Source organism: Cyanobium sp. ATX-6F1, assembly GCF_047395825.1.
Taxonomy (GTDB): Bacteria; Cyanobacteriota; Cyanobacteriia; order PCC-6307; family Cyanobiaceae; genus ATX-6F1.
In genome coordinates this window covers 157329-181918 of record NZ_JBCEBF010000002.1, presented here as the reverse complement: position 1 = coordinate 181918, position 24590 = coordinate 157329, and the positions used below count along the sequence as shown (strand labels likewise).

The following is a 24590-nucleotide window of genomic DNA, read 5'->3' as shown; positions in this document are numbered from 1 at the left end:
GGAGAGCACGATGGCACCGCCCGTCCAGCGATTCGCCGTGGTGCGCTGGCCCCTGCTGGCCGCGCTCCTTCCTCTTCTGCCCTTACTTGTGCTGCTGCTGACGCTGCTGCTGCCCCGGGAGCGGCAGATGCTTTCGCTCGTTGGCGATGGGCCCGTGGAGAGTCAGCCGTTCCATCTCCAGGACGGTTGGTTGGGCAGTCCGCGCCTTGATCTGCGGGCCGAGCTGCCGCCGAACAGCAGCCTGCTGCTGGATGTGGATCTGCTCGATGCGGCCGGCCAACCCGTGCTCCAGCTCAGCAAGGAAGGCTGGCGGGAGCTGGGCACCTGGAGCGAGGAGGGGGAGAGCGGCACCTACGACGAACAGGACGACGCGCTCACCTTGAACCTGCGGCCGCGTGTGGGCGGCTCCTACCGCTTGCGGCTGCAGAACCAGGACCTGCTGGGTGTGGCCGGAGTGCCGCTGTCTGATCCCTTGCTGATTCGCCTCAGCGTCGAGAACCACAGCGTCGATCGCCCCTTGTTGTTGATCACGGCGCTGGTGGCTGCCGTGCTGGTTGTGATGCTCTGGAGGGCGGTCTACGGCGACTGCCGCCTGCGCTTCCATCGCCGCTTCGACGAGGCGACAGGGTCTGAGCGACTGATCCTGGGGGGCCGGGGTTGTTGCGGCTGCGGGTGGAGGCCCGCTACGAAGAGCCTTCTCATCACCCGGCCGGCACCGGTGCTCCCCCCGATGGTCTGACCCTGGAGCTGCGCCTCACCGATGCCCTCGGCAGAGCGCTGTTGCAGGAGCGCCAGCCGCTCAAGCTTCGCCACGTTGAGGGCTCTGACGACGCGTGCTGGACGGTGTCCGCCCGGTGGCACCTGCGGCTGGATGAGCCCCGCAGCGTTCGCGTTCGTGTCGAGCTGCCGCCGACGTTGGCAGGGGGTGGCCTGGAGCTGGAATGGCTGGATCTGCTCGTGGAGGATGGGGTGGTGACACCGTGGCCCATCAACGTCAGCGCCCTCGCGCCGCTGCCGACCACCCCACTCGCCAGCGCCCTGCCTGAGCCTTGATGGAACGTCAGCTGATGCTCGCCCTGGTGGTGACGGCGGTGCTGGTGGGCACGGGGTTGGCGATCACCCGCCCCCTCCTCTACCGGCTCGGACAGGACGGCCCCCACCGCCTCCGACTCCGGTGGCGTCAGCCATCGCGGCACCTACACGTCAGGCCGCTGGCGCCCGGCCACGCCCAGCCGCGATTGGGCTGGCTTCCAGGGCCGTGGTCCGGGCGGCGCCAAGTGAGTCAGCGAGCGTCGCTCACGCCGCTCACGCCGTTGCAGGTCCGTCTGCTCCTGGCCAGTGCGGCGATCTCCTCCATCGTTGGGCTGGTGCTGGAGCTGCTGCTGGTGACGCAGGCCAGCTACCTGGCCGGCGATGCCGCCCTGGCCACCGGGGTGGTGGTGGGCACCTTCCTGGCGGCGATGGGTCTGGGGGCCTGGTTGAGCCAGTTTGTGGCGATGGGCCCTCGGCCCCAGGGGCCGCTGCTGCGCAGCTTCGTGGTCATTGAGCTGTGCCTGAGTCCCTTCTGCCTGCTCGGCCCGCTGGCGCTTTTCTCCCTGTTCGCCGCCGATGGTCCCCTCTGGCTGGGCTTGGTGGTGCTCACCCTGCTGGTGGGTGTGCTGGGGGGCATGGAGCTGCCGATTCTGACCCGCATGCTGGAGGGACAGGAGCAGCTGCGCACCGCCCTCGCGCGGGTGCTCGCCCTCGATTATCTCGGTGCACTGGTGGGGTCCCTGGCCTTCCCCCTGCTGTTGCTGCCCTCCCTGGGGCTGCTGCCCACGGCGGCCTTGCTGGCGGTGGTGCCCTTGCTCTCCGGTGGGGCCCTGTGCTGGGGATTTCCCCAGCTGCGGCGCTGGCGCTGGCCGGTGAGCGCCCTGGTTCCCTTGGTGGGGGTGGCCGCCCTGGTGGTGGCGCCCCTGGGCGATCGCATCGAAGACCGCCTCTACGACGATCCGGTGATCGGTCGCTTGCAGACCCGCTTCCAGCGAATCGTGCTGACCCGACGGCGGGATGACCTGCGTCTCTTCCTGGACGGCAACCTGCAGTTCTCCAGTCTCGATGAATACCGCTACCACGAGGCCCTGGTGCACCCGGCGATGGCCCTCCATGGCCGGGCGCGGCGGGTGCTGCTGCTCGGGGCGGGGGATGGCCTGGCCCTTCGGGAACTGCTCCGCTGGCCCGGGGTGCAGCGGGTTGATCTGGTGGAACTGGATCCGGCGATGCTTCGGCTGGCCCGGAAGCAATCGTTCCTGCGCCAGCTGAACCGCGGCAGCCTCGATGATCGGCGCGTGCACATTCACATCGGCGATGCCTTCGCCCTGGTGCGAGACCTGCCCGGCCCCTACGACGTGGTCATTGCCGATTTCCCGGATCCCACCACCTCTCCCCTGGCCCGGCTCTACAGCGTGGGGTTCTACGGCCTTCTGCTCCGTCAGCTCGCGGCCGATGGTCTGGTGGTGACCCAGGCCTCGACCCCCTTCTTCACACCGAAGGTGCTGGCCTCGATTCAGGCCACCTTTGCGGTGTTGGATCTCGAGACCCTGCCCTACAGCGTCGATGTGCCCAGCTTCGGCCCCTGGGGGTTTGTGCTCGCCCACCGGCCTGGGCGGACGCTGGCCGCGGGCGCGCTGCCCTTTGAGGGCCGCTGGATCGATCGCACCCAGTTGGCCAGGCTGTTCGAGCTGCCCCGGGATCTACGGCCGGGACCCGGTCAATCGGTGCAGCCCAACCGGCTGAGCCGCCCGGTGCTGACCGACTACCAACGCCAGAGCCTCTGGCGGCCCGACTGAGCCCCGATAGCCTGAAATCTGCGCCGTTGCCTGGGTCCGCATGGCCGTTTTTCTGCTGCTGCTGTTGGTGGCGGTGGCCGCGGTCGTGCTGGTGCTGCAGCGCTCGCGGCGGCGGCTCGGAGCGCGCCCGCTGCCGCTGCGGGACCGCACCTTGTTTGATCTGCAATTGGGCGACATCGTGCAGGCCGACGCCCGCGACTGGGTGGTGGAGGACCGGCTGGTCTACGAGGAGGACGGTTTCCAATGGCTCGAGTACCTGGTCCGCGACCGCCAGGACGCGCGCTGGCTGGTGGTCTGCGAGGACGACTGGCTGGAGGTGAGCTGGCTGGAGACGGTGGACGCACACCTGCTCCAGCCCCTGCCCACCGAGCTGACCTGGCAGGGCCAGGTCTATACCCTGCGGGAGCAGGGCAAGGCCACAGTGACAGCCACAGCCCGCACGATGAACCGCCGCCCGGGCAGCTGTCGCTCTCGCCGACTACGTCGGCAGCGAAGGGAGGCTGTTGGCGGCGGAGCTGTGGGGCGTTGGGGAGGACCAGGAGGTGGAGGTGAGCGCCGGTTGGCGCATTGATCCCTCCAGCCTCACGCTGCTTCCTGGGGATGGTCGCTCGGTGTACCGCTGAGCGGCCGGCGGGTCCTGGGCCCAGGGGGTGATGGTCGCGCTGATCAAGCTGTTGGGAGCGACGCGGTTGATCTGCTCTGCCCAGCATCGGGTGATCGCAGCAAGGAGTTGAGGGAGCCTGCGATCATCCATCCGCGCCCCAGGCGCGCTTCACTCCTCCGTTTCAGCCCGATGGCGGCTGGCTCCGCAGATCGCTTGGCGCCGCTGAAGCGGGCGGATCAGCCTCCAGCTTGTCCTTGCAGGTGGAGCAGAGCACATGCCCCTTCTGCCCAAGATAGAGGCGCATGGAGCGTTCGATCCGAACACCACAACCTGCACAGGCGAACAGAGGGCTCATCGGTGGCGGGACCCATCCATCAGGTGCGTTGGCCCGCCTGCTGGTCCTGGAGCGACTGCCGGTGGGCCTGTTTCGTCTCCTGGATCGCCAGGCGGCGGATCTCGAGGATCTGGCCGATCTCGCGGGCAAAGCTGGGCTGGCGATCGATCATCTGATTGACCACCGCCGCTGGGAGCTTCATCACCTCCAGGTCATTGCTGGCGGCGATGGTCACGACGCTGGGTTCACCGGAAAACAGACTCATCTCGCCGAAGAACTCACCACTTCTGAGGGCAAGTAACTCCAGCTCCTCGCCGCTTTCATCCCGGGTGGACATCACCGCCTGGCCGGCGACGATGATGTAGAGCTCATTGCCCATACGCCCCTGGCGGATCACCTTTTCGCCCGCGGCAAAATGCTGCAGGGCGATGCCTGTTGTTGAGGTGGCGGCGCTGCTCTCCTCGCGATTGATCGGAACGTAGGAGGGAATGGCCTGCAGGCTTTCGTTGAATTTCTTGGCGATGCCTTTCTGCTGGCTCGTGGGCCCGTGGTAGTTGTAGACGGTGCGGATCGGAAAAGGAATCGAGAGGTTGTTGCGCTTGGCGGCATACCAGACCCTGGTCATGAAACGTTCGCGGATCTGCTCCACATCGCCGTAATCGCGAATGAAGAACTTCACCTCATAGGACACGGCAAAGTCGGCATAGGCGAGCGTGAACACATCGGGCTCTGGATCGAGCAGAATGCCCTTGGTTTCCAGGGCCGTGCTCTTCAGCACCTGCCGGGCCAGGTTGGGCGGATCGTTGTAAGAAAAACCGATCTGAATCCGTTCGGCGTGGATCTTGTTGGGCTTGGTGAAATTACGGATGATCTCGCTGCTGATCAGCTTGTGGGGGATCACGACCATCTCCTGCTCCAGGGTCAGCAACCTCACGGCGCGCCAGTTGATGTCGATCACCTGGCCCACCACGCCGCCCACCTCCAGCCAGTCCCCCACCGTGAACGGGCGCTCGAACAGCAGCGCAATCCCTGACATCACACTGCCGAGCGTGTCCTGCAGGGCCAGGCCGATGACGATCGAACTCACCCCCAGGGCGGTGACCAGGCCAGCGAGATCGGCGTTCCAGACCGTGGCCAGCACGAAGGCGCTACCCAGCAGGATCAGAAACAGGCGCGCCAGATCGATCAGCAGCTTCGGCACCCTTGAGCGCCAGGTGTCGGCCTCGGCCTGCTCAAACAGGATCACGTTGAGCAGGGAAAGGGCGGCGTGGATCACGCAGACCCAGAACACCGTCTCGACGGCCTTGAACAGGCGGCCGCTGGGGTCGACCATCAGCAGGTGCTGCAGGAAGACCAGCAGCACCAGGATCGGCAGCAGCACATCGCGCACCAGTCGAACCGTGCTCGCAATCGCCAGACCCCGTCGCTTCAGGCGATGGATCAGTTCGCCCAGCAGGATCGTGAGCAGGGGAAAGCCGATCGCCAGGCCGATCCCCCACATCAAGAGAGGCGAGGAAGTGTTCATGGCTCGGAGAGAACCTCGCCGACCGCTGGCACGGTGCTGCTCGTCAACCGCCAGGCCTGCTGAGACTTTTGACCATTGGTTGATGCGGCGATGAGCTCGAACTGGTAGAGATCCTCGAGCCGGTGATGCACCACCTCGGAAACGAGAACGCTGCCGGATGGACACTCCTGGCTGAGGCCATGGGCCTGTTTCACCGTTACGCCCCAGATGTCATAGACGACTCGACTCTTGCCGACGATGCCGGCAATAATGTCGCCGGAGTGGATGCCGATCTGGATGCCGAGCGAGAAGCCCCGCTCGAGGTTGAAACGGCGCAGGATGCCGAGCATCTCGATGGCGAAATCGAGGGCCCGTTTGTCATGGTCGAGATAGGGCACCGAGAGGCCGCAGACCGCCAGATAGCTGTCGCCGATCGTCTTGATTTTCTCCAGCCCGAATCGTTCGGCTAGATCATCAAAGGAACCCACCAGATCGTTGAGAATCGCCACCGACTCATAGGCCGTGAGCGAAGAAGAGAGTTTGGAGAATCCCTTGAGATCGGCGAACAGCACCGCCACGTTGGTGACGTCTTCGGCGATCTGGGTTTCACCCCGTTGCAGCCGCCGTGCGATCGCCGCCGGAAAGACGCTGAACAGCAGCTGCTCATTCTCATGGTTCTTTTGATCGACCAGCGCTGTCTGAGTCTGGAGACTCTGCACGACGGCATTGAAGGATCGACCCAACTCACCGAATTCGTCCTTGGAATTCACTTCCGGGATGCTCGTGAGTTCGCCGGAAGAGACCTTGCGGGCACTCTCGATCAGTTGCTGGACAGGCTTCACGAACAGATGGGCCAGGGCCATGGCCAGGAGGGTGACCAGCAGGATCAGCAGCGTCACGGTGATCAGAATCTGACGCTGGAAGGCATGGATCGGTGCATAGGCCTCCGCCAGGTCCATCTGGGAGAGGATCACCCAGTCGAAACCCTTGATCGCCAGTGGCGCATAGGAACTCAGCACCGGCACGCCGCGATAGTCGACGACCTGCAGGGTTCCGGAGCCACCGGCGATCGCCTTGGTCACCGCTGGGCTGGTCACCGGCTGCTGCAGGATTGTGGTGTTGAACTGGCGCAGGCGTGCGATCGCGTCCTCCTTCATGCCGCGGGACTGCAACTGCGCCAGAAAGGCCTTGGGATCCTCCAGATAGAAGCGCGAGGCCGAACGCATCAGGTTGTCCTGGCCCACCAGGATCGTTTCGCCTGATTTCCCCAGTCCATCTTCTTTCCAGTCCTGGTTGCCGGTCATCACGTTGTTGATCTCGTCGACGGGCAACTGAAAGGCCAGAACGCCCACCAACTTGGAGCCGTTGTAGATCGGAGCGGCGATGAAGGAAGCGGGTGTGCCGTAGGAGGGGGCATAGGCGGCAAAGTCGACCAGCCGGGTGAAGCCCTTCTCCTTCGAGGCGATCACCTGACGCACCAACTCGGCCAGATTGCTGTCCTTGTAGGGGCCATTCTCAAGGTTGGTGGCGTAATCGGTTTCCTTGAAAACGGTGTAGACGATCTGTCCCTGGGGGTTGATCAGGAACATGTCGTAGTAGCCGAACTTGGCGACGATGTTGCGAAAGATCGGGTGATAGCGCCCATGGACCTGGGAGTAGCCGCTGCCATCCTTGGCGGCGGCGAGTTGCTGCTTTTTTCCTACGGGATTGGGATTGGCCGCAATGTAGTTGTACTGGAGGTAGCGCGTGGCCGGGTCATTGGCCAGATAGGCGGGAAGGTTCGGAGTGCCGGCATGGTATTTATCCAGCCTTGGTAGGAATTCCTTGCGGTAGTACGTCTCCAAGGCCCGGTCTGATTGGGCCGGCTCGGCAACACCTTTGAGTTGCTTGAAGGCCGCATCGAACTGCTCGACGGCAGCAACGATGGAAAGGTCTTCACTCAAGGTCTGCGTGTGATTCTGGATGTTCCGAAAATAGGATTCGATCTGATAGGCCTTTGAAGCTCGAACACTGGTGAGCTGATTGAAGACCCGATTGGTGAGATTGATCTGGCCGCTTCGATAGCCCAGGGCCGCTGAGATCAGCGTGGAAAAGCCGCTCACCAGCAGCAGCATCAGGATCAGCTTTGATTTGATGCTCAGCTGATTGGCTGAATCCCTGGAGAGGCGACGCATCCACACCAGTGGTTCATTCCATCGATCAGGCCATGGGGAGCCTAATCGCCAGATTTGAGGCTCCTGTAGTCATTGCCACCCTTCCGCCGGCCCTGGTCGCCTGCCTCCAGCCCAGACTGAGCAGGCGTTCCCGTTGCCTGTGGCCCAGGGCTTTGCTGCCTCTGCCTCCCCGCTGCCGAAGGATTGCCCCTGCGGCGGCGGGGCCTATGTTGCCTGTTGCGCGCCGTTGATCCGCGGCCAGCGGTTGACCTCAACGGCCGAGAAGTTGATGCGCTCGCGCTACAGCGCTTTCGCCCTGGCCGGCGTGGAGGCCGGGGAGATCGATCACCTGCTGCGTACCCACCCGGAACCTGGCAGCAGTGAGCGCCAGCGGCGGAGGGAGCTGCTGGAACGGTGCCTTCCAAGCCCGCTGGAGCCGCCGAGGCCGCAGCGGTGTGCTCAAGGAGCGCTACCGTTTCGGCCGCGGTGCCCAGGATGAGTGGCTCTACCAGGAGGCGCTGGCCTGAGGGGGCATGGGGGCTCCCACTGTGGAGGGACATCTCAGCGGGGAGTGACCTGGAAGGGATTCAGCAGGTTCACCCCGGTGCCGTTGAAGTCAACCGTGTTGCGGGTCACCACCGTCAGGTCATGCAGCAGGGCGATCGCCGCGATCTGTTTGTCGAGCGCATGTTCGGGATGGGGTACCCGCAACTCCCCCACACCTGGGCGGCCTCGCCATCGAAACTGAGGATGCTGGATCCGAAGTTGACCAGCACCTCAGAGAGCCAGACCTCCAACCGTTGGGCCTGGACTTCATCGCCGCGATAGCGGATCAAGCTGATGCCTCGGCGCAGTTCGCCCACCGTGATCGAGGCCAGAAAGAGCCTTCGCTCTTCCTTTGTGCAGGTCGTGAAGAAATCCCTGACGCCGGTGTTGGAACGCGGCCCTTTGCGCGCTTCGCTGATGACGTTGGTGTCAACCAAAAACATCGTTCGGTGCGCGGTCGCTGGAGGATCGCTCGAAATCTGCATCCAGGCCTGCATCCGGCATGGCTGCGAGCAACTCCGCCAGGCTGCGCCGTGGGGGCTTTTGGAGCACGCTCGCCAAAATGGCGCGGTGCTCCGCCTCGGCGCTGCGGCCGTGGGCTCCAGCTCGCTCCTTCAAGGCCCGCACGATGGCGTCGTCAACCCCACGCACCAGTAGGTCAGCCATGGCCAGTGTTCACGTTTGATAGCAATGCTATCAAGTCCGTGGGTTCTTGCCTTGGCCCATAGGCTTCGCAACAGCTCACCGCCGGTCTTGACCTCCCCCTCCCCTACTTCGAGCTCCAGGCCGTGGACGCCTACCTGGGCCCACGCCTTGTCTTCGAGAACCTCAACCTGCGCCTGCACCTGGGTGAGCACACCGTGGTGCTCGGCCCCAACGGGGCCGGCAAGAGCGCCCTGATCAAGCTTCTTGGTCGTGAGCTCTACCCGCTGGTCAAGCCCGGTTCGGCGCTGCGGATCTTCGGCAGCGACACCGTGAACCTCTGGGACCTGCGCGCGCGCCTCGGCCTTGTCTCCACCGATCTGCAGATCGGCTATGTCGGACGCGTGCGCGCCTTTGATGTGGTGCTCTCGGGGTTTTTCGGCTCGGTGGGGATCGGCCGCAGCCAGCAGCCCACAACCGCCCAGCGCGAGCGCGTGCGGGAGCTGATGGCCCAGCTGGCCCTCTGGGATCTGGCCGAGCGCCCGTTGGCCCAGCTCTCCGATGGTCAGAAGCGGCGCGTCCTGCTGGCCCGGGCCCTGGTGCACGATCCCGAGGTGTTGGTGCTCGATGAACCGACCAATGGCCTCGACCTGCGCTCCCGCCATCAGCTGCTGGAGATCCTGCGTGATCTGGCCCGCTCCGGCACCACCCTGCTGCTGGTGACCCACCAGATTGAGGCGATCATCCCCGAGATCAGCCGTTGCGTGCTGCTCCGCCGGGGGCGGTGGTGGGCGATGGCCCCGCCGGGGCGCTGCTGCAGGACGGTCCCTTGAGCACGTTGTTCGACACGCCATTACAGGTTGTGTCGGCAGGGGGCTACCGCCAGGTGCTGCCGGCGGGCGAATGCAGCTCAGATGTTCAGCCGCCGTCATCATCGGAATAGCCGGACGCGCCCCATGGACCCTGCCAAGGCCCTGCATCACCGCGGCTATGCGCTCACCCTGCAGCCCCTGGAGGGCGGCTGGGACGTGCACATCGGCGATCCCGCCGGGCACGTGGCCGATGTGGATCTGCATTGTCAGCTGAACCAGGGCCCCTGGCCCAGCCCCGAGACCGCCCTGGAGGCAGCCCGCTGCTGCATCGATGCGTTGCTGGGGGAGGAAAGCTCCTACTGAGCTCTCCCGCGCTGCGCTCCCGGCGGGGCTAACAGTGGAGTAGCCACCGGTCAGGGCCATGAAGCTCCGCTTCGTTCCGATCCACGTGTTCCGGGAAACGCCGCAGGTGACGTTCTTTGATGCCAGCGTGCCCCACGCCAATGGCACCGATGTGGTGCTGCACAGCGGAGCTGCCACCTCGCCGCCCGATGACGCTGAGTTCCCGCAGTTCTATCGGCACAGTCACCAGGTGGACCACAACCTGGTGCTCAGCGGCCAGCGCCGCTTCATCCTGCTCAATCCCGAGTGGGATCAGCCCCACCATTTGGTGGAGCTGGAGCGGGCGATGGGGGCCCTGGAGATTCCGATCGGCACCCTGCACCGCTCGGTGTCGGGGCCCCAGGGGAGCGTGGTGCTCAACCAGGCCCAGCGGGATGCCGCCTTCAGCTACGCCACCGAGTTCACTCCCGTGAGCCTCCGGGAGCGGCCCGACCTCCAGCAGCTGCTGCAGGTGCCGCCCTGGATCTGGAGCTGGCGTAACGGCCACATCTGCCGCGACCACCCCGGCAGCCCCACCTCGCTAGGAGCCTGTTGCGCGTAGATCAGCGGCCGAGCTCTCCACAGACGCCCATAAATCTGCCCAGATCCCAGTGACAGCAATGGGTCTGGCCACCAGAATGGGGCATGCAGAAGCCCAAGTCCTTCCGCCCCTGGCAGCCGGAGCAGACCACCCTGCTGCCGCCATCACCGAGTGATTGGCTCTCGGATGATCACCAGGTGTATTTCCTGCTTGATCTGGTGGATGAGCTGGATCTATCACAGGTCCTGATCCCCGCTCAGAGCAAAGATCCACGTGGGGAGAAAGGGTTTGACCCCAGGATGATGACGATGTTGCTGCTTTACGCGTACTGCGTGGGCATCGTCTCCTCCCGCAAGATCGAGCGGGCCTGCTACGAGGACCTGGCCTTCCGGGTGCTGACGGGCAACCAGCAGCCAGACCACAGCCGCGTCAGCGAATTCCGGCGCCGCAACCTCGATGCCCTGAGGGGTCTATTTGTTCAGATCCTGCGCCTGTGCCAGAAGGCCGGCATGGTGAGCCTCGGCCATGTGGCCCTTGATGGCACCAAGATTCAGGCCAATGCCTCCAAGCACAAAGCCATGAGCCACGAGCGCATGCTCAGGGCGGAGAAGCAGCTGCAGCAGGAGATCAATGCCTTGATGCGCAAGGCCGAGATCCTTGATGCCCAGGAGGATCGTCGCTACGGCAAGAGCAACCGCGGCAGCGACCTGCCCGACGAACTGCGGCGGCGGCAGGATCGGCTGGCCAGGATCCGTCAGGCCCGCAAGGAGATGGAAGCGGAGACCGCTGCTGCTGCAGCGCGTCAGCGGCACGAGGAGGCAGAAGCGGCCAGGGCCCAAGCCACTGCCGCGCAGGACGCGGAGGCATCGCCAGCAGAGCAGGCCGAGCTGAACAAGAAAGCCGAGGCGGCAGCAGCAAAGGCCAAGGCTGCCCGGGAGGCTGCGATCAAGGCCGCCGAGGTCGCTGGCGTGGAGCCGCCGGATCTGGAGCCACTTGCTGCTGACGCGATGCCACACCGTGGTCTGGCCCGGAAAGCCGACGGCACCCCAACCACCAAGGCCCAGCGCAACTTCACCGATCCCCAGAGTCATCTGATGCAGTCAGGTGGGTCCTATCTGCAGGGCTACAACTGCCAGTTGGCGGTGGACAGCGACCACCAGGTGATCGTGGCGCTCGGGGTGAGCAGCCAACCGCCGGACGTCGAGCACCTGGAACCCATGCTGGAGCGCATCGCCGCCAGCGCCGGTGCACTGCCCACGGTGATGACGATGGATGCGGGCTACTGGAGCGAGGCAAACGCCAACGCCTGCACCGATCAGGGCATTGATGGATACATCGCCACCGGCCGCCTGCCACACGGCCAGCCGCCACCGCCCAAGCGAGGACCTTTAGCCAGAGACGCCGATGCAAAAACCCGCATGGCCCGCAAGCTCAGAAGCAAGAAGGGCGCCAAGATCTACGCCCAGCGCAAGGCGATCGTGGAGCCGGTAAATGGGCAGATCAAAGAAGCCCGGGGCCTACGCCGATTCCTGCTGCGGGGTCTGGAGAAGGTGAACAACGAGTGGCATCTGATCGCTGCCACCCACAACCTGCTCAAGTTGTTCAGGTTCAGGCGATCACAGCAACAGGCGCTGGTGGCAGCATCGGGATGAGTGGCAGCAGAAGCGTTGGCCGGTGTAGCAGCGGCTGACTGAGGCCCATCGATGGGGCCCGGACAGCAGAAGGACGGAGTCTCAGCTATTCAGCTCAGGGGTCGATCCGCTGTGGCCAGGGGTTCGCTGCTCAATTGGCAACAAACTCCTAGAACCGGGCTGAACTGCCTGGGCCCGATCGTGAGCTTCCTTTGGTTTCGGCGGGCCCTGCTGGCAGCGCTTGGCGCCCTGGTGTTGCTGGGTGCCGCCCTGCCGGCCTGGGCGACCTTCGAGCTCCCGCCCCTGCCCTTCCCACCGGCAGCCCTGGAGCCCGCGATCGATGCCACCACGATGACGATCCACCACGACCGCCATCACGCCGCCTACGTGAGCAACCTCAACGGCCAGATTGCCGCGAATCCGGGCCTGGGCGATCTGTCGCTGGAGGCGTTGCAGGCCCAGGTGGGGCGCTTCCCTGCGGCGGTGCGCAACAACGGCGGCGGCCACTGGAACCACAGTCAGTTCTGGGCGGTGATGGCACCGGCAGGCCAGGGCGGAGCTCCCTCACCTGAACTCCAGCAGGCGATCGCCGCGAGCTTCGGCAGCCTGGAGGCCCTGCAGCAGCAGTTCAACCAGGCGGCCGCCGCCCGCTTTGGCTCGGGCTGGGCCTGGTTGATCCGCAGGAGCGATGGCCAGCTGGCGATCACCAGCACCGCCAACCAGGACAATCCCCTGATGGACCTGCCGGGCCTCGAGCGCGGTCTCCCCTGATCGGGCTCGATGTCTGGGAGCACGCCTACTACCTCCAGTACCAGAACCGCCGCCCCGACTACATCAGCGCCTGGTGGGATCTGATCAACTGGAACGAGGTGAACCGGCGCTTTCTGGCCGCCTGAGCCAGGCCGGCAACCTGCCCTGATCGGGGCGCCGTTCAGCTCTCCCGCCGCAACAGGAAGAAGAACGGCCGCTCCTGGCCCTTGAGGTCCATCAGCCCCAGCAGGGTGTCGTCGTCGATCCGGCGGAAGACGTCGTTGATCGGCGCGTGGTCGTAGAGCATCGTGGCCGACTCCACACCCCGGTAGCGCGTGAGGCGCAGGCGGGCCCGCGACTGCCCCGTCGCCAGCAGTGGCATCAGCGCCTGGAACAGACGCCCCACCCAGGGCGCGCCCAGCCAGGGCATGCGCTCCAGAGCGCCCAGGCCCGGCATCAGCAGTCGCGGTTCAAGGCTGATCAGTTGTCCGCCGGCGCGGCGGAACACCAGCGGGTGCACGACCTCTGAGCTCTCGAAGCGTTTGCCATGCCAGTGGCAGTTCTCCAGCAGCCCATCGAAGGGATGGCCGGTGGCATAGCTGCTGCCCCGCCAGGCGCCGATCAGGCTCTCCTCCGCCACCGGCTCCAGCCGATCAAAGAGTTCCAGGGCCGCCTCGGTGCTCAGCGGGCCCGTTAGGAGCCGAGCGGTGGGCAACGGCTCTTGGCTGGGAGAGGTCATGGCTGCCGGCACCCTCTTCGGCTGCATGGCCCGAACGTTAGTGGGTGCTGGCGGAGGCTGAAGGATGCCGAGTTGCCGCGCTGGCTGGGTCGTCGCCTGGGCGCGAGGGTCCAAGGTGGTCTGCCTAGCTTGGACTCCAGGCGGAAACCAGCGCACCCATGCCGATCATCCGCGCCGACAACCTCTCCAAGACCTACCGGGTCGCCGACAAGCAGCCGGGTCTGCGCGGCACGCTGCGCCATTTCGTGGCGCGCCGCCACCGTGATGTGCCGGCGGTCACCGGGGTGAGTTTCCAGGTCGAACCTGGGGAGGTGGTGGGCTTTCTGGGCCCCAATGGCGCCGGCAAGACCACCACCCTCAAGATGCTCTCGGGGCTGATCCACCCCACGGGCGGCTCGGTGCGGGTGGCGGGCTTCGAGCCCGCCCGGCGCCAGGGCGCTTTTCTGAACCAGATCACGCTGGTGATGGGTCAGAAGCAGCAGTTGATCTGGGACCTGCCACCGCTCGATTCCCTGCGGGTCAATGCGGCCGTCTACGGCATCCCCGACGCTGTGGCCAAGCGCCGCATCGACGAGCTGGCGCAGATGCTCGAACTGGGCCCCGAATTGACGCGGCCGGTGCGCAAGCTCTCCCTGGGCGAGCGCATGAAGGCCGAGCTGATGGCCGCCCTGCTCCATCAGCCCGCGGTGCTGTTCCTGGATGAACCCACCCTGGGGCTGGATGTCAACGCCCAGGTGCGGGTGCGTGATTTCCTCGCTGACTACAACCGCCGCACGGGTGCCACCGTGCTGCTCACCAGCCACTACATGGGCGACATCACCGCCCTCTGCCCGCGGGTGCTGCTGATCCACCAGGGCCACCTGTTCCATGACGGCTCCCTCGAGGCCCTCACCGAACGGCTCGCCCCCCACCGCCAGGTGCGGTTGGAGCTGAAGCAGCCCCAGCCACGGGAGGCGTTCGCCGGTTACGGCAGCCTGGAGGAGTGCCAGGGGCACCAGGTGCGACTGCTGATTCCTCGCGAGGGCCTCACGGCCACGGTGGGTCGTCTGCTCACGGCCTTTGAGGTGGTGGATCTGGAGGTGAGCGAGCCGCCTGTGGAGGAGCTGATCGGGCGGCTGTTTCGCCAGGGATCGGTGGGGTGATCGTCTGACCAGCGATGGCTATGCTTACTCAGGTAAGACGTTCATCGTCGTGGCCGTTCTCTCCCCACAGGATTCCGACACCGGGGAGGGCGCCTTGGTCACCCTGTCCTCCAAGGGGCAGCTGGTGATTCCCGCGGCTCTGCGCCGCCGGCTGGGGCTTGGTCCCGGCTCCAGGCTCTCTCTGACCCTGGAGGGGGAAGGGTTGCGGCTGGAGGTCGAATCCGCCCCCAGGACCCACCGGGCCACGGAGGTGATCGGCTGCAGTGGCTACCGGGGGCCCGCGTTGCCGATCGAAGCCATGGACCCGGCGGCCTTTGCCGTTCGCCCCTGAATGGCACGTCCCGTCGCCCTCGACACCAACCTGCTGGTGCGCCTGGTCACCAACGACGACCCCGCCCAGGCCGCCCTCGCGGCGGCGGCGATCGAGGCCTCCGAGGCCTGTTTCGTGCCGCTCACGGTGTCCCTGGAATTGGAGTGGGTGTTGCGGGGGCCTACAAGCTCGACAAACAGGCCGTGCTGGCCGCCTTCGCTGGACTGCTCAGCGTGCGACAGCTGCGCTTCGAGCAGGAGGAGCTGGTGCGGGGCGCCCTGGAGCTCCATCGCAAGGGACTCGATTTCTCTGATGCCCTGCACCACCAGGGCAGCGGCAGCTGTGCCGTGCTGCTGAGCTTTGATCGGAGCTTCGTGCGCCAGGCCCGGCACCTCAGCCTTGCGCCTCCCGTTCAACGTCCCCAAGCCCCCTCCGCTACGTGAGAGCCACCCTTCGAGCCGCCCGCCATGCCCTCCGTCTGGCCCGGGTGCTGTTGGGTAGCCAATACGCCTTGATGCTCGAGTACCGCGCCGAGATCGCCCTATGGGCGCTCTCCGGTGTGTTGCCGCTGATCATGCTCGGGGTCTGGAGCGGTTCGGGGGCCGCCGCTGATTCAGGCTTCAGCCCCCTGCAGCTGACGCGCTACTTCCTGGCGGCCTTCGTGGTGCGTCAGTTCACGATCATCTGGGTGATCCATGCCTTTGAGGAGGACAACCTCCAGGGCCGCCTCTCCCCCTACCTGCTGCAGCCGCTGCCGCCGTTGTGGCGCTACCTGGCCGCACACCTGGCGGAGCAGGCCACCCGGCTGCCCTTCGTGGTCGTGATTCTGGCGCTGGTGTTCCTGGTGCTGCCCCACACCTTCTGGTTGCCAACGCCTGCGACTTTCCTGCTGGCGGTGCTGGCCACCTTAATGGTGTTCCTGCTGCGCTTTTTGATCCAGAGCCTGATCACGATGCTCTGCTTCTGGAGTGAACGGGCCGCCGCCCTGGAGCGCCTGCAGATGATCCCCTACCTGTTCCTCTCCGGCCTGGTGGCGCCCCTGGACACCTTCCCCGAGGGCATGCGCGCCTTCGCCTACGCCACGCCGTTCCCCTGGATGATCGGCTTTCCGGCCCAGCTGCTCAGCGGTGGGGAGGTGAATCTGGCCCTCGGCTTCGGGGCCCTGCTGGGCTGGACGCTGCTGGTGTTTCCGTTCGTGCTGCTGCTGTGGCGCGCCGGCGTGCGCCGTTACTCGGCGATGGGGGCATGATGCCAGCACCAACGGCGAACTTGCGCTCGACGTTCAGACGCTATCGGCGCACCCTGCGGCGCTTCTGGGCCACCTCGCTCACGGCGGAGCTGGAATATCAGGCGAATTTCCTGATTGAGCTGCTTTCGGTGGGCGGCAACCTGGCGGGCAGTGTCTTTCTGCTCTCGCTGTTCTTCGCCAATGGCCGCAGCCTGGGGGGCTGGAGCTGGGAGCAGGCGCTGGTGGTGCTGGGGATCTACACCCTGCTTGATGGGATCACCAGCACCCTGCTGCAGCCGAACCTGAGCACGATCGTCACCCACGTGCGCACCGGCACGCTGGATTTCGTGCTGCTCAAACCGATCGACAGCCAGTTCTGGCTCTCGGCGCGCACGGTGTCGCCCTGGGGACTGCCGGGGGTGGTGCTGGGACTGACGTTGATCGTGGTGGCCGCGGCGCGCTCCGGCGCCCGAGCCGATCCGCTCACGCTGCTGAGTGTGTCCCTGCTGCTGCTCTCCAGCACCTTGATCCTGTATGCGCTCTGGTTCGTGCTGGCGGCCACCAGCATCTGGTTCGTGAAGGTCTGGAACGCCACCGAGGTGCTGCGTTCGGCTCTGGTGGCCGGCCGCTACCCGATCAGCGCCTATCCGGCGGCCCTGCGCACCTTCTTCACCGTGGTGCTGCCGGTGGCCTTCCTCACCACCGTGCCCGCCGAGGCGATCCTGGGCACGGGCAGCGCCCGCTGGCTGCTGGCCTCGTTGGTCGTGGCGGCGGCGGCGCTGGCCTTCAGCCGCTGGTTCTGGGGCTTTGCCCTGCGCTTCTACACCTCGGCTTCCAGCTGAAGACCAGCGTGCTGCGATCGGTCGCAGGCAAATGGGTAAGTCGACCCATTGCCTGCTGGTGGCGTCCGTCCGATGGTGATCTCAACCGCAGCACCTGAGCCTGCGGAGTCGTGATTCGGAGACCTCCATGGACGACACGCCGCCTAACCAGATGTCAGGAGCGCGCTGACGTTTCGGACCCCTGCTCCAACAGTCTCATTGGGATCTTGGGTCATCCGGCCGAGCCCTGTGCTCAATGGCCACCCACCGCACCGCTCCAGGTGCCCCGGGTCCAACGGACGACCACCGCTTGAACGTCATGGCCCCAGGGGCCTGCGCCAGCCACTCCGCCCCCTACGCCCAACCTGAGGATCGATCCATCGATCCGTTGCACAACTCTCAAGCCTCTGGCCCCGATGGGCCTCCAAATGGGCAAAGCCCGGTGACCCGCTCACCGGGCTTTGTTGTGGGACGGCTGGGGTGTCTGAGCGAAGGACTCAGTCCAGCCGCCGGCCCAGCAGCAGGTCGCGGGCGCCGTTGATCGCGGTCATCGTGTGGTGCTGGCCGCCGCGGTCGGGATGGTGCTCGCCGGCCGCCCGTTTCCAGGCCTGGGTGACCACGTCGCTGCTGAGGCGCCCCGCCAGGGCCAGGCCCAGCAGGTGCCGCGCTTCGATCGCCTCCAGATCCGGACTCTTGCCCAGGGGCGAGCGATCGGCCGCCGTCAGGCCCGTTCCCTTGCGCTTCCGCCCCTTGCCGCCCGCCACTTTCGGTGTCGCGGCGGCCTTGCCGCCGAAGCCTCTGGTGCTGGCCGCGTTGGAGCCGCTGGCCTGCTGGGCTGCCGGTTTCGGTTTCTGCCGAACGAGGGCCGGACTCATGGGGTGTTGCATCGTCGTGGGACCAGCATCCTCCATGGGCCGCGGCTGAACCACTGGGGTGGCTCAGGCGAGGTCACTCGATCTTCACCACATCCAGGGGGCCCTGTCCCACTTCGTTCAGTTCAAGCGCCGCCCGCAGGGCGGCCTCATGGGTGTGAAACAGATAGGCGTCCTTGCTCGAGGTGACCTCGGTGAGGTGTTGATCGTCTCCGCCGACGGTGAGATACACGCCCGTATCCAGCCGTTGTACGGCATAGCGCTCCGCCTGCGTGCAATCCATCGGATGGGCGGGGTCGATCTCGGGTGCCCAGAAGTGCATGGCGCTTGAACGGTGCCTATTAGAACCGTAATCACGCCCAGAGGAGGTGACCTTGAAACGTGATCAGAGTTCGGGTGAGGGATGGGGCCATTGGAACCCTGCCGGTCCTGCTTCCAGCGCGACGAAACAGGCGCCGTTCGCACCGCTGACGCTCCAGGGTCAGGGCCAGGCTCTCGGCTCAGATCGTCGTGAACCGCACCGGCATCACCGTGCCCATCCAGTCGATCGAGGTGGTGTGCAGGTTGTAGTAGGCGGCCTCCACCTGCAATTTGCCTTCGCGCATGCGGTCGGTGAGCAGCACGCTCGAATCCACCAGGTTGCGGGCGGAGTTGAGCGTGTGGTGGCGGCAGGCCTGCTCCAGGTCGTCGCTCACCCCCAGGCTGTTGAGCTCCATGCGCAGTTGCCCCACCACCTGGGCCAGGTTCGGGGTGAGGGTGAGCTTCGGGTTGAGGGCCGCCTGCACCGCCCCGCAGCGGTCGTGGCCCAGCACCACGATCACGGGCACCCCCAGGTGGCCCACGGCGAACTCCAGCGAGGCGATCGCCGCCGTGAACGACATGGTGCCGGCGTTGCGCACCACGAACAGATCGCCGAAGCCGGTGTCAAACAGCAGCTCCACCGGCACGCGCGAATCGGCGCAGCCCAGCACCGCCGCCATCGGGTGCTGGGCCTCCTCGAGCTCCAGCATCCGGCGCCGGTCGCTGTGGGGATGGAGCGAATGACCATCGAGGAAGCGTTGATGACCCGCCCGCAGCCCGTCAAGAACCTGATCCGGTGAGAAGGGGTTCTCGCCGGTCTGCGGCTCGAGCGACGGCTGGTCGATGGGTGACTGACCTGTGGCCCACTGACCTGCAGCCGACTGACCTGCGGGCGACTCCATGGGCCCCGTGGCGGGTGTCGGGGCGATCGTCACGGCGGAGCGGCGGTTGCGGCGATTGTCGCCCTGGCCTCGGGCCGCCGCTGCCTTGGTGAGCACCGACGGACATGCCGGCTGGGGAGTCATGCCAGGCTCGCCAGCGTCGCTTGTCCCGTCGCTCGCCCCGGATGCGCCAACCACTGGCGGTGCTGCCCCGCGAGGTGTGGCTGATCGGCCTGATCAGCCTGGTCAACGATGGCGCCAGCGAGCTGATCTACCCGCTGCTGCCCCTCTATCTCAGCTCCGTGCTGATGGCGGGGCCCCGGGCCCTGGGGCTGATCGAGGGTGTGGCGGAGGCCACCGCCAGCCTGCTCAAGCTCGTCTCCGGCGTGGTGGTCGATCGCACCCGCAGGACCAAGCCCTGGATCGTGGGCGGCTACGGGCTGGCGGCCCTGGCCCGCCCCCTGATCGCCCTGGTGGCCTCCTGGCCGGCGTTGCTGCTGCTGCGCTTCCTCGATCGGGTCGGCAAGGGCCTGCGCACCTCCCCCGTGACGCCCTGCTGGCGGGCTGCGTCGGAGCCGACCAGCGCGGGCTGGCCTTCGGGGTGCACCGCGCCATGGACAACGCCGGCGCCGTCATCGGTCCGCTGGTGGCGGCACTGTTGCTGGCCCAGCAGGTGCCCCTGCGCCAGATCATCCTCGGGGCCGCCCTGCCCGGGGCCCTGTGCGTGGCCCTGGCCCTGAGCCTGCGGGAACGCCCGGGGCCTGCTCCCCGAACCGCGCCGGCGGCGGCTCCCGCCGCTCGCTTCGACTGGCGGGTGGGATCCCTGCCGCCTGAGCTGCGCCGCTACCTGGCGGTGGTGGCCCTGTTCACCCTGGGCAACTCCTCCAACCTGTTCCTGCTGCTGCGGGCCCAGGAGCTGGGGGTGCCCCCCGCCCAGGTGCCGCTGCTCTGGGCGGCGGTGTCAGCGGTGGCGATGCTGTTTTCGGCCCCGCTGGCGGGCTGGTCGGATCGGGTGGGCCGCTGGCAACTGCTGGTGGGCGGCTACGGCGCCTACGCACTCTTCTATCTGCTGCTCGGCAACTTGAGGCTGGGGGGCATGGCCCTGTTTGCCCTGTTCGGGTTCTATGGCCTGTTCATGGCCGCCACCGAAGGGGTGGAGAAGGCGCTGGTGGCGGATCTGGCCCCGCCGGAGCAGCGGGGCCGCGCCTTCGGCTGGTTCAACCTGACCACCGGGGCCCTGCTGCTGCCGGCGTCGATCCTGTTCGGCTGGCTCTACCAGGCGGCCAGCCCAGCGGCGGCCTTCGGCTTATCCGCCAGTTGCTCCCTGGCGGCCGCCCTGCTGCTGGCCCGGTTCCGACCAGGCGCCGGAGGCGCCTTGGCCTCGCCCTGATCAGCCTTCGCCCCCTTCGCCGCCCTCGCCGCCTTCCTTCCCCTCGTCGTGAGCCTTGGCGCCAGGGGTTTTGGCGGCGTGGGGCTTGGCCGTGGGGGCCGACTGATCGGGGGCAGTCGCTTCGGGTTTGGCGTTCTCCGGGGCCATGGTCGGTTCGGGGGTCTTGCCGCAGGCGCTGACCCCCGCCACCAGGCCGGCGGTGGCCAGGAACAGGGCGAGGCTGGAACGGGGGGCATGGGCGTGGGTGAGGAGTTGAACCCATTGTTGGCTGTTGCCGCCCCGGAGCCCCCACCGATGTGACGATGGCCTGTGCCATTGGTGACCGGGCTGACCAGGGTGGGTTCAGCTGGGGGGATCGATGGGATCGGAGTTCGCTCGTCGCCTGCGCCAGTTCCTGGCCCTGTTCGTGGTGTTCGTGCTCAGCGCCGATCTGCCCTTGCGCGTGTTTCACCTGGCCCAGCATCTGATCTGGCGCGGGCCGGGTTTCGCGGCCGCCAGCTTCGAACATGGCTGGCAACTGCTGGCTGTGGCGGGGGCGTTGGTCTGTGCCCTCTACTTCGCCCAGGAGCACCTGGGCAGCCGGCGCCTGGTGGCGTCCTACCCGCCCAGCGAGCCCGTGCCCCTGGCCCTCCACGGGCTCGGGCTGCTCTCGGGGCTGATCACGTTGCTCGTGGGTCGCTGAGGGCGGGCTCGCCCAGCGCAGCGGTGCCCAGGGAGCTGACGTAGGCGGGATCCTCGCTGCCGAACAGGCGATCGAGGTGGGTGGAAGTAGAGGCCGAAGTGCACCGCCGGGCGCCTGTGGTGCAGGGCATGGTGGCTGGGCCCGATCAACCAGCGGCCCAGCCAGTGGTGCGGAAAGGCCGTGGGCAGCCGGTCCAGGCCCAGGTGGTTGACCACAGCCCAGACGGTCATGGTGGTGAGCACGGCGATCAGGGTGATCGGGTGCAGCGGGATCAGGGCCACCACCGCGAGCAGGAAGAGGGCCTGCACCGCCGCTTCGGGGGGATCGAAGGCGAAGGAGGTCCAGGGGTTGGGGCAGCGGGAGCGGTGGTGACCCCGGTGCATCCAGGGGTAGAGCGCGCTCAGGTGGACGAGCCGGTGGGTCAGATAGAACCAGGCGTCCTGCAACAGCAGCACCAGGAGGTAGCTCGCCAGGCCGTAGGCCAGGCCGCCCAGGGGCTCCGGCACCTCCGTGTAGAGGCGGGTCAGCCCGTGGCGATGGGCCGCCAGCAGGACCAGGGTGGCCAGGGCGAACACCCCGGCCGAGAGCACCGAGAGGACGATGTCGCGGCGGATCGAGACCGCCGAGGGTCGTTGTGGTGGCGCCTGGGGGATCGCTTGCGGGGTGGCGCCGGGGCGGTAGAGCAGCAGGTAGGAACCGCCGGCCACCAGGAAGTAGCGGGCCAGGATCAACCCGAACACGATCAGCCCGTCGATCAGCGGTGTGAACCCCTGAACTCCCATCGAAAAAACCATGTCCGCCATGTCCGCCAGCCCACCCATCCCATCGATCCCCACCGTCAAGGCCATCCCTGCGCTCCGCCCGGCGCCCCCTTTGCGGCCAAGCTAGGCGCGGATTCACACCACAACGGCCTCCTCTGCCAACGGGCCAAGCTCACCAGCCCTTTCCCCTGCGCTCGCCATGGCTCTCGATCCACTCACCCTGTTCGGCGTGGTGGCCGTGGCCGTGATGCTGATCGCCTACGCCCTTGAGGAGCGCGCCCCGTTCTGGGTGCTGGTGTTCGCCGCCGGTTGCCTGGCCTCGGGGGTCTACGGGCTGCTGGCGGGTGCCTGGCCGTTCGCGGTAGCGGAGGGGATCTGGTCGCTGGTGGCGCTGCGGCGCTGGCGCAGACGCACGGGACTGGCCCGCCGAGGCGGCTGAACGGCCCGGCTGGCCTGCGGGCCCTAGGGGGCCAGGCGCTCGATCGCCCAGGCCTCCTCGCCGTTGCTGCGCCCGTAGCGGAAGCGGTCATGGAGTCGGTTCTCCCTTCCCTGCCAGAACTCCAGTTCACGGGGAACCACCCGGAAGCCGCCCCAGAAATCGGGCAGGGGCACCTCACCTCCGGCGAACTTGCGCCGCAGTTCCTCCCACTTCAGCTCCAGGATCGTGCGCGAGTTGATCACCTCGCTCTGCTGGGAGACCCAGGCCCCGAGTCGGCTGCCGTGGGGCCGCGAGGCGAAGTAGGCGAGGGATTCACCCAGGCTGATGCGCTCGGCGCGGCCGATCACCCCCACCTGGCGCTCGAGCGCGTACCAGGGAAACAGCAGGCTGACCTGGGGGCAGGCGGCGATGTCGGTGGCCTTGCGGCTGCCGTAGTTGGTGAAGAACACGAAGCCCCGCCCGTCGAAGGCCTTGAGCAGCACCGTGCGTGAACTGCAGCGGGACCCATCGCTGGTGGAGAGCACCATCGCGTTGGGTTCCGGCAGCTCGGCGGCGCTGGCCTCGGCGAGCCAGCGGCGGAACTGGGCCATGGGATCGGCCGCCAGATCAGCCCGGCGCAGTCCGGCCAGGCGGTACTCCCGGCGCAGGGAGGCCACATCAGTGCTGCTGGTGCCGGCGGGATCCATCGTTGGCTGTGGCTGTTGGATCGCCCCAGCCACCGTAGGTCGATCTCCGCCGGCGCCAGGCGGCCTGGGGCTGGCGGAGTGGTCGGGTTGGTGGAAGGCTTTTCACCCGGGTGATCAGCGGTTGCAGGCGGCTGCTGGGCACGATGCGGCAAACCGTGCGGCCCCGGCGCGGGTTTCCCCTTCCCCTGGCGTCCCTCTGCCTGCAGATTGGTCCCTAGGTGAGTGCATGCGATGGAATGGACGCCCAGGGCCTACGGCCACAAACTTGGAAATCTGCTGGTGCGCTGGGGCTCAGCCCTGCAGGCCCAGCCTGCCCCTGAGACCCAGCCTGAGGCCCAGCCAACGGACCAGGCCCAGCTTTTGATGGCGGACCCGCTCCCCGGCGCGCTGGAGTCCGCCGGCCCCAGTGCGGCGCCGATCCCGATGCGGCCGGGGGTGCGCCTGCCGCTGTCGATGGAGCGGGCGGTCCAGAGCCGCAATCTCTCGGTGCTCAAGCGCGAGGCCACCGATGCCCTGGCGGCCCTTGGCTCGGCCCATGCCCTGGTGACCTCGGCGCGGCTGGCCCAACTCCAGGGACTGCACCAGGCCCTGGAGCTCGGGAAGGTCTCCGAGCAGGATCTCAATGCCGCCGCGATCGACTACCAGGCCTGGCAGCACGACCAGGTGCGGCTCTTTGATGTGTTGCGTCTGGTGGCCGGGATGCAGGTGCCCAGCGGTCGCACCTTCGATCAGATCGACCCCCGCTTGCACAAGGCGGCCAAGCACCATCTGTCCTCGCTGTCGATCGAATACCAGCGCTCGCTGCTCTCCGAGCAGTTCCGCGGCAGCCTGCCTGCGGCGGAGGAGGACGGCACAGGCCACGACTGATCGGCCCCAGGCGCCATGCTGCACCGAGGCAAGCGCAGAGAACGATGAGCCACGACGCTGGACGCAGCGAGGGGCACCGCTCCCACCGCGCCGGATGGCTGCGTGCCGTGGTGCTGGGGGCCAATGACGGCATCATTTCGGTGGCCAGCCTGGTGGTGGGCATCGCCGCCTCCGGGGCAGCCAAGGAGCAGGTGCTCGTGGCGGGGGTGGCGGCCACCGTCGCCGGGGCGCTGTCGATGGCGGCGGGGGAATACGTCTCGGTGCAATCCCAGGCCGACACCGAGCGGGCCGACCTGGCCAAGGAGCGCCAGGAACTGGCCCTCGATCCTGCTGGTGAACTCGCCGAGCTGACGGAGATCTACATCCGGCGGGGCCTCGATCACGGCCTCGCCCGGCAGGTGGCCGAGCAACTCACGCTCCATGACCCCCTGGGCGCCCATGCCCGCGATGAGCTGGGCCTCAACGAGATTCTGCGGGCCCGGCCGATCCAGGCCGCGCTGGCATCGGCCGCCAGCTTCGCCATCGGCGCCAGCCTGCCGCTGCTCACCCTTGAGCTCACCCCCGCCGGGCGGATCACCGAGCTGGTGACGATCAATGCGATCGTCGCCCTGGCGCTGCTGGGGGGCTGTCGGCCTCGATCGGCGGCGCCTCCCTCTGGCGCGGTTCCCTGCGGATGCTGTTCTGGGGCACGTTCGCCCTGGCGCTCACGGCCGCGGTGGGGCGGCTGTTCGGTGCCGCCGGCTGAG

At 67.0% G+C, this 24590-nt stretch carries 29 protein-coding genes and 4 pseudogenes; 22 read left to right on the top strand and 11 right to left on the bottom strand.

The annotated features are described in order from the left end of the window. Nucleotides 1–10: 10 nt before the first annotated feature. From AAF143_RS10845 to AAF143_RS10830, 4 genes are read left to right on the top strand one after another with little or no spacing between them, the layout of a single operon-like run. Entirely contained in the window at nucleotides 11–739 is a 729-nt protein-coding gene (locus tag AAF143_RS10845) for a hypothetical protein (RefSeq protein WP_414027008.1), read from the top strand. Next, nucleotides 673–1053, top strand: coding sequence for a hypothetical protein (locus AAF143_RS10840; protein ID WP_414027007.1), 381 nt, complete (start codon nucleotides 673–675; stop codon nucleotides 1051–1053). The genes AAF143_RS10845 and AAF143_RS10840 overlap by 67 nt, the downstream gene beginning before the upstream one ends. Next, a complete protein-coding gene (locus tag AAF143_RS10835; RefSeq protein WP_414027006.1) occupies nucleotides 1053–2828 on the top strand; it encodes a polyamine aminopropyltransferase in 1776 nt (591 codons plus the stop codon). Before AAF143_RS10840 ends, AAF143_RS10835 begins: the two co-directional genes overlap by 1 nt. A gap of 40 nt (nucleotides 2829–2868) precedes the next feature. After that, nucleotides 2869–3399, top strand: coding sequence for a DUF4178 domain-containing protein (locus tag AAF143_RS10830; RefSeq protein ID WP_414027005.1), 531 nt, complete (start codon nucleotides 2869–2871; stop codon nucleotides 3397–3399). 407 nt (nucleotides 3400–3806) lie between these two features. Here the strand turns inward: AAF143_RS10830 and AAF143_RS10825 are convergent, their stop codons facing one another. Together AAF143_RS10825 and AAF143_RS10820 are read right to left on the bottom strand one after the other, a co-directional pair. Then, entirely contained in the window at nucleotides 3807–5291 is a 1485-nt protein-coding gene (locus AAF143_RS10825; RefSeq protein WP_255010132.1) for a mechanosensitive ion channel family protein, read from the bottom strand. After that, on the bottom strand, nucleotides 5288–7444 hold the full coding sequence (locus AAF143_RS10820) for an adenylate/guanylate cyclase domain-containing protein (RefSeq protein ID WP_255010131.1): 2157 nt from the start codon (nucleotides 7442–7444) through the stop codon (nucleotides 5288–5290). Before AAF143_RS10820 ends, AAF143_RS10825 begins: the two co-directional genes overlap by 4 nt. A 268-nt stretch (nucleotides 7445–7712) precedes the next feature. Between AAF143_RS10820 and AAF143_RS10815 the strand changes: the two are divergent. Both AAF143_RS10815 and AAF143_RS10810 read left to right on the top strand, forming a co-directional pair. Further along, nucleotides 7713–7772, top strand: a pseudogene (locus tag AAF143_RS10815) (hypothetical protein); the annotation flags it as partial. A 31-nt stretch (nucleotides 7773–7803) separates the two neighbouring features. Further along, nucleotides 7804–7950 carry a hypothetical protein gene (locus tag AAF143_RS10810; RefSeq protein ID WP_255010129.1) on the top strand — a complete coding sequence of 49 codons (147 nt, stop codon included), beginning with the start codon at nucleotides 7804–7806 and terminating at the stop codon, nucleotides 7948–7950. A gap of 34 nt (nucleotides 7951–7984) precedes the next feature. On the opposite strand, the gene AAF143_RS10805 is transcribed toward AAF143_RS10810, so the two are convergent. Next, the gene (locus AAF143_RS10805) at nucleotides 7985–8143 is read right to left on the bottom strand and encodes a hypothetical protein (protein ID WP_414027004.1); all 159 of its coding nucleotides are present in this window, start codon (nucleotides 8141–8143) and stop codon (nucleotides 7985–7987) included. A 255-nt stretch (nucleotides 8144–8398) separates the two neighbouring features. Beyond that, on the bottom strand, nucleotides 8399–8635 hold the full coding sequence (locus AAF143_RS10800; RefSeq protein WP_255010125.1) for a FitA-like ribbon-helix-helix domain-containing protein: 237 nt from the start codon (nucleotides 8633–8635) through the stop codon (nucleotides 8399–8401). A gap of 122 nt (nucleotides 8636–8757) precedes the next feature. Here AAF143_RS10800 and AAF143_RS10795 point away from each other — a divergent pair, with 122 nt between their 5' ends. The 5 genes and pseudogenes from AAF143_RS10795 to AAF143_RS10775 all read left to right on the top strand — a co-directional run bounded on the left by AAF143_RS10795 (nucleotide 8758) and on the right by AAF143_RS10775 (nucleotide 12872). Beyond that, nucleotides 8758–9444, top strand: coding sequence for an ABC transporter ATP-binding protein (locus tag AAF143_RS10795; RefSeq protein WP_414027003.1), 687 nt, complete (start codon nucleotides 8758–8760; stop codon nucleotides 9442–9444). Nucleotides 9445–9567: 123 nt separating this feature from the next. Beyond that, nucleotides 9568–9786 (top strand): hypothetical protein, encoded by a 219-nt coding sequence (locus AAF143_RS10790; RefSeq protein WP_255010120.1) that lies wholly within the window; start codon nucleotides 9568–9570, stop codon nucleotides 9784–9786. 58 nt (nucleotides 9787–9844) lie between these two features. Beyond that, nucleotides 9845–10366, top strand: coding sequence for a hemagglutinin (locus AAF143_RS10785; RefSeq protein ID WP_255010118.1), 522 nt, complete (start codon nucleotides 9845–9847; stop codon nucleotides 10364–10366). An 83-nt stretch (nucleotides 10367–10449) separates the two neighbouring features. After that, on the top strand, nucleotides 10450–11997 hold the full coding sequence (locus AAF143_RS10780; RefSeq protein ID WP_414026636.1) for an IS1182 family transposase: 1548 nt from the start codon (nucleotides 10450–10452) through the stop codon (nucleotides 11995–11997). A gap of 249 nt (nucleotides 11998–12246) precedes the next feature. Beyond that, nucleotides 12247–12872, top strand: a pseudogene (locus AAF143_RS10775) (superoxide dismutase). Nucleotides 12873–12907: 35 nt separating this feature from the next. Here AAF143_RS10775 and AAF143_RS10770 read toward each other — a convergent pair. After that, complete coding sequence (locus AAF143_RS10770; RefSeq protein WP_255010695.1) at nucleotides 12908–13465, bottom strand: DUF4334 domain-containing protein; 558 nt, start codon at nucleotides 13463–13465, stop codon at nucleotides 12908–12910. Nucleotides 13466–13623: 158 nt separating this feature from the next. On the opposite strand from AAF143_RS10770, the gene AAF143_RS10765 reads away from it, so the two are divergent. The 5 genes from AAF143_RS10765 to AAF143_RS10745 all read left to right on the top strand — a co-directional run bounded on the left by AAF143_RS10765 (nucleotide 13624) and on the right by AAF143_RS10745 (nucleotide 16987). Beyond that, nucleotides 13624–14607: an ATP-binding cassette domain-containing protein gene (locus AAF143_RS10765; protein WP_261359085.1), complete on the top strand. Its 984-nt coding sequence runs from the start codon at nucleotides 13624–13626 to the stop codon at nucleotides 14605–14607. Between the two features lie 94 nt (nucleotides 14608–14701). Next, nucleotides 14702–14938, top strand: coding sequence for an AbrB/MazE/SpoVT family DNA-binding domain-containing protein (locus AAF143_RS10760; RefSeq protein ID WP_261359089.1), 237 nt, complete (start codon nucleotides 14702–14704; stop codon nucleotides 14936–14938). 143 nt (nucleotides 14939–15081) lie between these two features. Continuing rightward, nucleotides 15082–15360: a hypothetical protein gene (locus AAF143_RS10755; protein ID WP_414027002.1), complete on the top strand. Its 279-nt coding sequence runs from the start codon at nucleotides 15082–15084 to the stop codon at nucleotides 15358–15360. Between the two features lie 71 nt (nucleotides 15361–15431). Beyond that, a complete protein-coding gene (locus AAF143_RS10750; RefSeq protein WP_255010704.1) occupies nucleotides 15432–16166 on the top strand; it encodes an ABC transporter permease in 735 nt (244 codons plus the stop codon). Nucleotides 16167–16186: 20 nt separating this feature from the next. Further along, a complete protein-coding gene (locus AAF143_RS10745) occupies nucleotides 16187–16987 on the top strand; it encodes an ABC transporter permease (protein ID WP_255010689.1) in 801 nt (266 codons plus the stop codon). A 476-nt stretch (nucleotides 16988–17463) separates the two neighbouring features. Here AAF143_RS10745 and AAF143_RS10740 read toward each other — a convergent pair whose 3' ends face one another. From AAF143_RS10740 to AAF143_RS10730, 3 genes are all read right to left on the bottom strand, one after another. Continuing rightward, complete coding sequence (locus AAF143_RS10740) at nucleotides 17464–17841, bottom strand: molecular chaperone DnaJ (RefSeq protein ID WP_255010687.1); 378 nt, start codon at nucleotides 17839–17841, stop codon at nucleotides 17464–17466. A gap of 73 nt (nucleotides 17842–17914) precedes the next feature. Continuing rightward, entirely contained in the window at nucleotides 17915–18121 is a 207-nt protein-coding gene (locus AAF143_RS10735; RefSeq protein WP_414027001.1) for a hypothetical protein, read from the bottom strand. Between the two features lie 217 nt (nucleotides 18122–18338). Beyond that, entirely contained in the window at nucleotides 18339–19163 is an 825-nt protein-coding gene (locus AAF143_RS10730) for a carbonic anhydrase (RefSeq protein WP_315859652.1), read from the bottom strand. On the opposite strand from AAF143_RS10730, the pseudogene AAF143_RS10725 reads away from it, so the two are divergent. Then, a pseudogene (locus AAF143_RS10725) lies at nucleotides 19145–19845 on the top strand (MFS transporter); the annotation flags it as partial. The gene AAF143_RS10730 and the pseudogene AAF143_RS10725 sit on opposite strands and share 19 nt — an antisense overlap. Next, complete coding sequence (locus AAF143_RS10720) at nucleotides 19834–20409, top strand: MFS transporter (RefSeq protein ID WP_414027052.1); 576 nt, start codon at nucleotides 19834–19836, stop codon at nucleotides 20407–20409. The pseudogene AAF143_RS10725 and the gene AAF143_RS10720, both read left to right, overlap by 12 nt. On the opposite strand, the gene AAF143_RS10715 is transcribed toward AAF143_RS10720, so the two are convergent. After that, nucleotides 20410–20598: a hypothetical protein gene (locus AAF143_RS10715; RefSeq protein ID WP_414027000.1), complete on the bottom strand. Its 189-nt coding sequence runs from the start codon at nucleotides 20596–20598 to the stop codon at nucleotides 20410–20412. It lies immediately after the preceding gene. Nucleotides 20599–20767: 169 nt separating this feature from the next. Here AAF143_RS10715 and AAF143_RS10710 point away from each other — a divergent pair, with 169 nt between their 5' ends. Next, nucleotides 20768–21091: a hypothetical protein gene (locus AAF143_RS10710; protein ID WP_255010681.1), complete on the top strand. Its 324-nt coding sequence runs from the start codon at nucleotides 20768–20770 to the stop codon at nucleotides 21089–21091. On the opposite strand, the gene AAF143_RS10705 is transcribed toward AAF143_RS10710, so the two are convergent. Then, a complete protein-coding gene (locus AAF143_RS10705; RefSeq protein ID WP_414026999.1) occupies nucleotides 21007–21939 on the bottom strand; it encodes a sterol desaturase family protein in 933 nt (310 codons plus the stop codon). The genes AAF143_RS10710 and AAF143_RS10705 overlap by 85 nt on opposite strands. 112 nt (nucleotides 21940–22051) lie before the next feature. Here AAF143_RS10705 and AAF143_RS10700 point away from each other — a divergent pair, with 112 nt between their 5' ends. After that, entirely contained in the window at nucleotides 22052–22291 is a 240-nt protein-coding gene (locus AAF143_RS10700) for a hypothetical protein (protein WP_255010679.1), read from the top strand. Between the two features lie 23 nt (nucleotides 22292–22314). On the opposite strand, the gene pdxH is transcribed toward AAF143_RS10700, so the two are convergent. Next, nucleotides 22315–22977: a pyridoxamine 5'-phosphate oxidase gene (pdxH, locus tag AAF143_RS10695; RefSeq protein WP_255010677.1), complete on the bottom strand. Its 663-nt coding sequence runs from the start codon at nucleotides 22975–22977 to the stop codon at nucleotides 22315–22317. Nucleotides 22978–23208: 231 nt separating this feature from the next. Here pdxH and AAF143_RS10690 point away from each other — a divergent pair, with 231 nt between their 5' ends. Together AAF143_RS10690 and AAF143_RS10685 are read left to right on the top strand one after the other, a co-directional pair. Then, nucleotides 23209–23844 (top strand): hypothetical protein, encoded by a 636-nt coding sequence (locus tag AAF143_RS10690; protein ID WP_255010675.1) that lies wholly within the window; start codon nucleotides 23209–23211, stop codon nucleotides 23842–23844. A gap of 44 nt (nucleotides 23845–23888) precedes the next feature. Next, nucleotides 23889–24589 (top strand): annotated as a pseudogene (locus AAF143_RS10685) (VIT family protein). Nucleotide 24590: the final 1 nt, after the last annotated feature.